This is a genomic window from uncultured Paraglaciecola sp., from assembly GCF_913058035.1.
Taxonomy (GTDB): Bacteria; Pseudomonadota; Gammaproteobacteria; order Enterobacterales; family Alteromonadaceae; genus Paraglaciecola.
In genome coordinates, this window is the sequence record NZ_CAJXPA010000250.1 from 1 (window position 1) to 4,906 (window position 4,906).

Below are 4,906 nucleotides of genomic sequence, written 5' to 3' on the forward strand. Positions count from 1 at the left end.
GGTGTGAGCTACCAACCCAATTTTAATTTTATTATCAGAGTGTGTTTCCATTCCAGATAAATAAAAGTACCAACTATGGTTGTTTTTTAACAGGTAAATAAATGCAAGTGGTTTGCCATTTATTTCCAGTGAATAAATACCAGAATAGTGATTATTAATATCACCAAATATAATCTGTTTGTGAAATTCAACAAATACAGTGTTATCAAAGCCACTCCCTGTTGCTGTTTGCCGCCATTTTTTTTGGTGTAATTTACACAGTTCTCTAAAAAATACGTTTTTGTCTTGTTCGGTTTGCGCTAAGCGTAAATTTATATCCCCTTCTTTGGATAATAGTTTTTTTGAACGAACAATCTGGGAACGTGTATTTTTAGAGAGCAGACCTAAGTAGCTTTCAATATTATCGATGTTGTGAAGATCAACTTCAAAATCAGGTGCAGTAATGACAACCCTGGGTTCACCTAAAACCGATTCAAATTTACGGACTAATTTACGAGATGACATTCCTAAGTAGAACTCGTGCCATTTTTCTAATTTATCTTTGATATGCTTTGCTAATGCGACTCTAACTTCATCCTCATATTGACTGTGCAACAGAAAATCACTGTGCTCTATCCACATTTGATCAAGTTTTTCGTTGCCGCACTTGTGTAGCCAAAGTTGTTTGATACTCATTAGACCAAAACAAATACGCTGAGTTTTGCTACAGATTAAACCTAGTCCCACACATTTCTCTTGGTAGGTTGCCTCTAGGATGATCGGATTTATTGGCACCGTTTTTAACCAAGCGTCCATCCAGCGCCAATCTAAAAATACATTCCGATTAGAGCAAGCGTAAAGTTTGGCCCACTTCTGTTGAAGCTCTATCTTGTTGTTTAAATAATAATTTTTTACAATCATACTAAAAAATAGACCTACTACCTAATTATTGCGCTTGGCAATTAGAATAATATATTGGCAAAGTTGAATCGAATAAAAACTTTAAACCCAAGACAGCGAAAGTAAGGCATTTGAATGACATCGTAATTGCAAAGTAAGACACGTTGTTTTAAATGCCTTCATAGTGTCAATGGTATTAATTTTAGCATCAATATCAGAGATTTGAGACTGGTTAGAGACAACACATATCCTTTATTTTTATGCACTCACTACACTGTTATTCTTGGTGTGCGTATCAAGTTCTTAGCTTCAGATGTTTAATTTGGACTTAAGTTCATTTAGCTGACTTAGCTGAAATAAACTCTCTGGTTTAATTTTATCCAAAATTCTATTAGTTTTCGCTGTGTCACCATTTGCAAGAAACACTTCGGCTAGGTGTAATTGAATTTCAGTATTCTCTGGTAAAGCTTTATTTGCCAAATTGATATAGGTCAAAGCCTCTTGAAATTTTCCTTGCTTGAACAAAACCCAGCCATATGTATCTAAAGAAAAGCCTGATTTAGGCATTAGTTGTAGTGCAACTGTTGCTAATTCTTCAGCTTTATCTAATTCATTCATCCTAATTAACAGTGCAGCATAGTTATTTACGGTGATGAAATTCTGTGGAAATTCTTCAAATAAACTTTGATAAATTTTGGCTGATTTGTCCAATAAATCGTTTGTTGCATAATATTCAGCTAGTGTATGTATATCTCTAAAAGTAGTAGATAATTTAGTTAATGCTTCTTCAAGAAACTCTCCACCCTGAGGAGCCTCTCCAAGTTCCTGCATAGAGTATGCGATAATTTCCGCTACCTCAAAGCTCGGCATAAATGCATAGTATTCAGTAAGCAAACGTTTAGCTTCGGCGTAATTTTGTTCCTTGTAGGCAATTATTCCATTGTACCTTTTAAGCCCTGGTATGGTTGATTGGTAATTTTCTATTGTTGAAAATTGTTCTCTGGCTTGCTTCACTTTTCCAGCCTTAGCCAAAAACTCTGAATTTAGTGCTCTAAGTCTGGGCTCATTAGGAAATATCCGTAAGGCTTCTACCGTAGCTTGAAGCGCAAGCAACGGATTGTCCTTTCTCCCTAATAATTCAATTTTTTTAAACCAGGCAACTGAATCCTTGGGATAAAGTTCAGTCCAAGGGTGATATTCACCCAAAGCCTCATCGATAAGACCGAGTGAATTATAAATATCACCTTTTACCATCATTATTTGTGGATTGGTTGCATCACCTTTGGCGTCGAGTATCGCCAAGGCTTCCTTAGGCTTGTTTTTCCATGAGTGTAAAAGAGCAAGACCAATAATGGGAGCCTGAATAGTTGGATGCTTATTAATCGTTATTTCAAGGTATTCTTCGACAATGGGGACTTTTTCTTGGGCAATACCAATATTGATATAGCTTAATATGTTGTGTAACTGCTCTGGATTTTTTTCAACCAACTTAACACTTAATACCTGAGCTTGATCAAAATTTTCTTGACGGGCGTTGATGAGCATTAAATATCGCATCGCACCCGTATGTTTACTATCTAAGGTTAATAATTCTTCAAAAATCTTTTTAGCTTGTTCAATCTTATTGGTTTTTAGAAAAACATATCCCTCAAGTGCCATACCATCCACTGGATTAATTTGTCGCCATTTTTTGGCAATCTCCAAAGCGGCTCGTGTATCACCATTTTTCAAATGTGATTCCGCTAAAAGCATCCAAGCCTCGTCAATACTTTGATCATACCTAATTGCTTCTGATAGATTATCTAAACCAGATTGATCATTGGCACTTAACTTCATAAACCCTTCTTTGAGTAAGTTTACTGCATTACCTGGGTCGTATTGATTAGCTTCACCTATATACTTGATTGCTTGCGAAAAATTACCTGATTGAAATTGTTGGATTGCAGCAGTAGATAACAAGTTTGCTCTATTTTTTTCGCTAAGCTCAGCTTGTGCAGCTTGTTCAAGCGCTTCTTCTGTGTACCCTAACTTCATATTGACTTCTGCTAAAATTTTATTACCGATATGAACGGGAGAAATATTATTTTTGATCATCATCAAATATTGGCGCGCTGTCTCAATTTTATCTATTTTGTAAGCGCTTACACCAGCAATAAATAATATTTCTGTATTAGATAGGCCTGCTTGGATAGATAACTCTGAATTGAGCAATGCATTTGCAAAATCATCTTGTTTAAAGTTTACTTTTGCTTTCAAAAAATTTACATAAGCACCCTTAGGGTTTATCTCAAGCAAATAATCTAGGCGTTCAACTGCTTGCTCTAACTGTTTTGAAAATATATACAATTCAATTAATTGGAAATATGCTATGTAATATTCAGGAGAAATATTAATGATTTTTTGATATTCCTCAATCGCCATTTGAGTTTTAGCTAGGGCTGTGTATGCCAGAGCGGCAAGCATTGCTTTTTCTATTGGCTCATGAACACTGTCTGTAAACAGAGGAAGGCTGTCGGCTGCTTCAGATGGTCTTTTTTTAGCTAATTTACTAAATCCTGTTGCTATAAGCTTGTCATCACCTAAAAGGCTGCTAGGCGGGTTAATAATGGGTTCTAGGGAATCATCTTTTAATGATGAGAGGTAGTGAAATAAATCTACAGAACTTAAGGCTTGTTGATTTAGGCCAGCCACATCATCACTAAGTAAAAAAGCCCTGCCAAAATCATTTTGATAATAGATGGATTTGACTAATATTGGTAGGTAGTCATCAATGGCCACACCAAGATCTCGAGCGTTTCTAAGTTCCTTCTCTGCGTTAGAAAATTGCCCTGAGAGATAATAAACTTTACCTAAGCGCATTCTCGCTTTAGGATTTGTTGGGTTAGTAGTTAATGCATTTTTTAGCTCAATAATCGCACCTTGGTATTGTCCCTGGTCTTCCATTAAAGCTGCTTCTTGTAAGTATTCTTCAGTCGTTTTTGGAGTGCATGCACTAAACAAAAAAACTAATAGAGCAATTAAAATATTCCCAGATCTCACGTTAATCATCTCCTTTTTAAAAAACATTAATGTGCTAATACATTATCTAAAAATGACTAACACTACTATGGGCTATAACTTATCCAAACACTATTATTTAACATTAAAGTTATTTTTGGAAAATTCATTTGCTCGTTCTTTCAACTGTTTGGCAAGTACTAATAGTCTGGGATATCCAGCTAATTCTTTGACTAATCTTTTAAGCATCCTAGTATTACTTACTTCTCTACTATATCTATCAATGAGTTCTTGCCCTTGGCCACCATAACTCGAAAAATTGTCAGGGAAAAAAGCTTTGTTAATTAATGGCAACGTTTTCCTTAGCTTTACAATTTCTACCTCTCTACGCCCGAGTATACTTGATTCATTAGGTGAGGTTGGCGTACAAACCCAGTTTAAATTTAAGTTAACAGGCTCCATTGAATGTACTTCGTGAACCATGTAGCGAGGTAAAAATATTAGATCTCCAGGAACGGTTTCAAATTCATAAAAATCATAGACTCTGGGATTATATTTAAAATTTTTCCCAACCAAACTAGCAAACATAAATGGAATATTTGGCAATGGAGTGTTGGGTGAAGTGACGATCCATTTCTTTTTTCCAATAACCTGTTGATTGAATCCATGAAGACTATTGCCGTCGTAGTGGGGAAGAGTTACGTGCCCTCTAGGCTGCATAAATAATCGCATGGGAGACTTACGCACTGACATATCTTGCCTATCTAAAACCGATTTAACAATTTCAGGTATTTTAATTGTTCCATTATCAACTAAATCAGCATCAAACCAACCCCGCTTCTCGTTTGTTTTCGTGGCTAAAATTTTCTAAAATATAGCTTGGGGTTAAGACTTCTTTGTTAAAAGTTATTACTTTCTGAATAACCAAAGGTTTTTCTGGTAATAAGTAGTTTTCCACAAACTCATCGTATGGCAGATCAGAGAGATTTTTTTTATCTATTTTTAATCTCATTATAAAACGCCTTTATTG

4 protein-coding genes are annotated in these 4,906 nt (G+C 35.4%); all 4 read right to left on the bottom strand.

The genetic code is table 11. The features are described from left to right. Positions 1-900 (bottom strand): GNAT family N-acetyltransferase (locus QZ562_RS19555; RefSeq protein ID WP_293763990.1); only part of this gene is annotated, 900 nt, incomplete at its 3' end. A 288-nt stretch (positions 901-1,188) separates the two neighbouring features. Next, positions 1,189-3,918, bottom strand: coding sequence for an XrtA/PEP-CTERM system TPR-repeat protein PrsT (gene prsT / locus QZ562_RS19560; protein ID WP_293763993.1), 2,730 nt, complete (start codon positions 3,916-3,918; stop codon positions 1,189-1,191). Positions 3,919-4,011: 93 nt separating this feature from the next. After that, on the bottom strand, positions 4,012-4,623 hold the full coding sequence (locus tag QZ562_RS19565; RefSeq protein WP_293763996.1) for a cupin domain-containing protein: 612 nt from the start codon (positions 4,621-4,623) through the stop codon (positions 4,012-4,014). Positions 4,624-4,699: 76 nt separating this feature from the next. Then, positions 4,700-4,888 carry a hypothetical protein gene (locus tag QZ562_RS19570; protein ID WP_293763999.1) on the bottom strand — a complete coding sequence of 63 codons (189 nt, stop codon included), beginning with the start codon at positions 4,886-4,888 and terminating at the stop codon, positions 4,700-4,702. Between the last annotated feature and the right edge of the window lie 18 nt (positions 4,889-4,906).

Coding starts and splice junctions, on each gene's coding strand:
- QZ562_RS19570 (WP_293763999.1), bottom strand. CDS start 4,888: ATGAGATTAAAAATAGATAAAAAAAATCTCTCTGATCTGCCATACGAT.